This is a genomic window from Vibrio sp. 10N.222.48.A3 (assembly GCF_041475345.1).
Lineage (GTDB): Bacteria > Pseudomonadota > Gammaproteobacteria > Enterobacterales > Vibrionaceae > Vibrio > Vibrio tasmaniensis_A.
Window position 1 is genome coordinate 1 of sequence record NZ_JBFRVX010000387.1, and the last position, 3,446, is coordinate 3,446.

The window sequence follows — 3,446 nt, forward strand, 5'->3', positions numbered from 1 at the left end:
TGCTTAAACAGAGTTGGCTGGCTTGAGAAAGCTCTTTGGTTAAGTTTTTTTTCAAAAGCGTCAGTCGCTGTCATGGCTTGTTCGACGTCGGAGGCACTTATGATAAAGACCACTTGCTCGCTCATCGAGCTGGATATCTGCTGAAAGGCTTGTTCTACCATGGGGTCTTGCTGGTTTTCAGGCAGCAATTTCATGATGTTGCTTTCAATGGGTACTGACGAAGAAAAAGCGAATTGTTTGATCAACAATCCGCTAAACAGTATTACGACAACAAGCCAAGCAAGGGCTAGGCTAGAATTGGAATTGTTGCGCTTCAGCATCTGATAATACTTCCGGTAGATGACTTAACTGGCTAAATTCGATCACTGTGCTGTCTCCACGAACTTCTCTAAGTTCGATACGTTCAATGTCATCTTGTCCTTGCAGCGTGATGGCTTCAAACACCGCGTTCATTGGTGCATTCTTTGGCTTTAGAGTGAGTGTCCATCGTGTGTCTTCTGAACTTGAGTTTGCACTTTCATCAGAATTTTTCGCAGTTGCTGGTTCAAATGAAAGTGAGAATTGCTCTTGAAGCTTTTGCGTATCCCCATGAAACACTGACAAGAAGATATGGCTGAAATAAAACGCCATCGGGTTTTCTTTGTCGGTGATGATTTTAGCGGGTTGATCTGCAAACCTTTGGCTCAGTTTGTTATCGGTTAGCACTAAGCTCACAGGGAAGGGGGTCGCTTGTGTCCAAAGTAAACCATTCGACTTGTCTAACAGGAAAGTACCTTGTGATGTTAGAGGTTGGGCGAACATTTCCATGTTGCGTGTTTGAGTAAACTCACCACGAACGATACTATTTTCGCTTAACACGGTTTGTAGTTCTGTAATAGAACCGACAGCATTTGTGTTCTCGCTAGCGCCAGCAAAGTGACTAGCCATCATTGAAGCAAGCCCTAGCAGTGCGATACTGATTTGCTTACGGCCGTGTTTAAACAGACTCATGTTTCACCTGCTGCTGTGTGTTAGATACTTGAGATGGGTCTGATTGTTGGTCGTTTGGTTGCTGCTCAGCTGATTGGGGTAAGCAGCCAAATTGATGCCAGCGTTCGACTTTATCGGTAAACACCTTCGGCGAAGCAAAACACATCTCTTGCTCTTCAATGGTTACTGCAACCTGCATGGTGTGAGCGCGTGTCATACGAGCACCGGTGTTGGCATCGTGAATTTCGTAGTCAACACGCAAGCGGTTTTCCCATTCAGTTAACTTAGCGGATACCGTGATCTGATGATTAAACGGTATTGCTTTGATGTACTTTACGCGCGTGTCGATGATCGGCCACATGTAGCCCGAATCCTTCATCTCATGGTAGTTGTACTCAATCTTATCCATCATGATGCGCCTAACTTCTTCAAAAAATCGGAAGTAGTTGCCATGGTAGATCACGCCCATTGGGTCGGCATCTTGGAATGAGGTTACTAAAGTAACCTCTGATTTTAATGGATGAAGGATTTCAGACATAAATCGCTCTCAACAATATTGCGTAAAGGGTTAGCTACTCTAGGAGTAAAGTGACCAGTGTTGACTTTGAATACGAGCAATGAAGTGGCGTAGATCGCCTTCAAGTGGTCGATCTTCTACGATAAATTCAAACTCTTTAAGCACTTCGTCGCGAATGTGCTTTAGGTTTTCACTCATGTGGTGCTCATCAAGCTCATTGTGGCGTTTACGAAGCTCAAGCGCTTGTGTCCCCGCCAGAAGTGATGCTGCCGCTACTTGTTCAGTCAGTTCAAGAACGCGTAAGCAGTCACGAGCCGCAATAGTGCCCATGCTGACTTTGTCTTGGTTGTGACACTCGGTTGAACGAGAGAACACGCTTGCTGGCATGGTGTGTTTTAATGCTTCTGCTGTCCAAGCTGAAACGCCAATCTGTACCGCTTTGAAACCGTGGTTGATTGGTTTACGTTCGCCTTCAGCACCGGTTAGGTTAAATGGCAAGCCGTTGTTGAACTTGTAATCCATCAACTGCGCCATTTGTCGATCAAGTAGGTCTGCAAGGTTGGCTACCGCTGTTTTTAGTGTATCCATTGCCATTGCGATGTGGCCACCGTAGAAATGTCCACCGTGCAGTACGCGCTCATTGTCGCCATCGATAATTGGGTTATCGTTAGCGCTGTTGAGCTCGTTCTCAATCATTTGGCGTAGCCAAGGCAGAGAGTCTTGAACCACACCAATCACATGTGGAGCACAACGCAGTGAGTAACGATCTTGTAAGCGATCACTGTTGCGTGGCGGGCGATCTGCTTGTAAGTCATCACGTAGCCATGCAGCAACTTGCTGTTGACCCGGATGAGGCTTCACTGCAAACAGCGCCTCATCGAAATGGAAATCGTTGCCTTGCATACCTACAGACACCATTGCGGTGATCTTAGTCGACAGCTGAGCTAGGTATTCTGCACGTTTGTAGGCGATACAAGCTAAAGCCGTCATTACTGACGTGCCATTCATCAATGCTAAGCCTTCTTTTGGCTTAAGCTTGATAGGGTTAATCCCTAGCTCTTTGTAAACGTCACTAGTAGGGCGAACTTCACCTTTGTAGATGACATCGCGCTCACCAATCAGGGCAGCTGCCAGATAAGACAGCGGCGTTAAATCACCACTGGCACCAACCGATCCTTCTTGAGGAATACGCGGTGAGATATCTTGATTGATCAGAGTGACGATCTGGTTGAGCAAATCGTGCGTCACACCAGAGACACCTTGTGACAATGAACAAAGACGTGTCGCTAATACGGCACGAGCTTGCTCATGAGACAGTATTTCGCCTAAACCACAGCCATGAAAGCGCGTTAGATGCAGTGGTAATTCATCAACAAGGTTTGGCGGAATTGCAACGGTACATGAGTCACCGTAGCCCGTTGTCACACCATAGATCACGCCTTCTTCTTTCAATAGGCGTTCTAAAAAAGCGACACCGCGGTCGATCTTTGATGTGAACTCATTACTTGAGTTCATCGAGGCTTTTGCGCCTTGTGAAATAGCGACAACATCCTCAATCGTGAGGCGTTCGGCACCAAAGGTGATGCTATTTGGATTTTTTTTCGTCATGGTGCTTGCTCAATGTCCAAAAGTTAAAAAAGTTGTACCACTGAAGCGGTGCTTTCAGTGTGTAGTGCTGAAGTCGGTCTGCGTATTTCTGCACGACTTGCTGTAAAGATTGTTCGCGAGTCTTCCTTGGTAGCTCTATCTTGTCGCTGAAATGCTCAAAATAGACATTAAAATGCGGTTTGGTTTGTGAGTCATCTCGTAGGCCAAACAGTAAGAATACTGGCGCTTTGAGAACAGAGGCTAACATAAATGGCCCTTGAGGGAAGGGAGCTTCTTTACCCAAGAACTCTGCCCATACTGAGCGACTCTCTTTGCTGGTGGAGGTTCTATCGCCAACGATCACAATCCATTC

At 46.3% G+C, this 3,446-nt stretch carries 3 protein-coding genes and 2 pseudogenes; all 5 read right to left on the reverse strand.

The window, feature by feature from the left end:
• Positions 1-320 (reverse strand): annotated as a pseudogene (locus AB4653_RS11900) (MMPL family transporter); the annotation flags it as partial.
• Positions 292-990 carry an outer membrane lipoprotein carrier protein LolA gene (locus tag AB4653_RS11905; protein ID WP_102257955.1) on the reverse strand — a complete coding sequence of 233 codons (699 nt, stop codon included), beginning with the start codon at positions 988-990 and terminating at the stop codon, positions 292-294. The gene AB4653_RS11905 and the pseudogene AB4653_RS11900, both read right to left, overlap by 29 nt.
• Positions 977-1,507 (reverse strand): thioesterase family protein, encoded by a 531-nt coding sequence (locus tag AB4653_RS11910; protein WP_009848597.1) that lies wholly within the window; start codon positions 1,505-1,507, stop codon positions 977-979. The genes AB4653_RS11905 and AB4653_RS11910 overlap by 14 nt, the downstream gene beginning before the upstream one ends.
• A 39-nt stretch (positions 1,508-1,546) precedes the next feature.
• Positions 1,547-3,094, reverse strand: a complete 1,548-nt coding sequence (gene hutH / locus AB4653_RS11915; protein ID WP_009848596.1) for a histidine ammonia-lyase — start codon at positions 3,092-3,094, stop codon at positions 1,547-1,549.
• Positions 3,072-3,446: pseudogene (locus AB4653_RS11920) on the reverse strand (glycosyltransferase family 2 protein); the annotation flags it as partial. The gene hutH and the pseudogene AB4653_RS11920, both read right to left, overlap by 23 nt.

Bases quoted from the DNA above. Each gene is read 5' to 3' on its own strand.
- AB4653_RS11905 (WP_102257955.1), bottom strand. From the start codon at position 990: ATGAGTCTGTTTAAACACGGCCGTAAGCAAATCAGTATCGCACTGCTA.
- AB4653_RS11910 (WP_009848597.1), bottom strand. From the start codon at position 1,507: ATGTCTGAAATCCTTCATCCATTAAAATCAGAGGTTACTTTAGTAACC.
- hutH (WP_009848596.1), bottom strand. From the start codon at position 3,094: ATGACGAAAAAAAATCCAAATAGCATCACCTTTGGTGCCGAACGCCTC.